This window comes from Gluconobacter sp. P1D12_c (assembly GCF_018812105.1).
GTDB lineage: Bacteria > Pseudomonadota > Alphaproteobacteria > Acetobacterales > Acetobacteraceae > Gluconobacter > Gluconobacter oxydans_A.
The window spans coordinates 1-429 of record NZ_JACSIQ010000530.1; the positions used below are offsets into that span (position 1 = coordinate 1).

The 429-nt window shown below is 56.4% G+C and carries 1 protein-coding gene; it reads right to left on the minus strand.

What is annotated here, in order from left to right; all coding sequences use genetic code 11:
- A partial coding sequence (locus KP705_RS18005; RefSeq protein ID WP_215765282.1) for a Tn3 family transposase occupies positions 1-429 on the minus strand: 429 nt, incomplete at both ends.

The window sequence follows — 429 nt, forward strand, 5'->3', positions numbered from 1 at the left end:
CAGCCAGACCATTCTGACGGGGATAAGATCCGAGCTTCCGCAGCATGGCCGAGGCCGGCACGGTTCCACTCCGAATGGATGTGACCAGACGCAGCAGGTCGTCCCAGTGGGCCGCAACATGATCGGTATTGATCGGGTCACCGGCCATTCCACTCAGGAGATCACCGGGGCTTTGATCTGGAAACAGGTGAAGTTTCCGCTCTTTCAGATCCCGTATCCTGGGCGCAAATCGATAACCAAAGAAGGGCATCAGCCCGAAAACATGATCCGATGCCCCACCCGTGTCGGTATAATGCTCTTCAATGGAAAGCCCGTTGGCATGATACAGCAGCCCATCCAGAACATAGGGTGCTTCACCGGCCGTCGCCGCAATCACCCGGGTCGAAAACGGATCATACTGATCGGAGATGTGGGTGTAGAAACTGACGC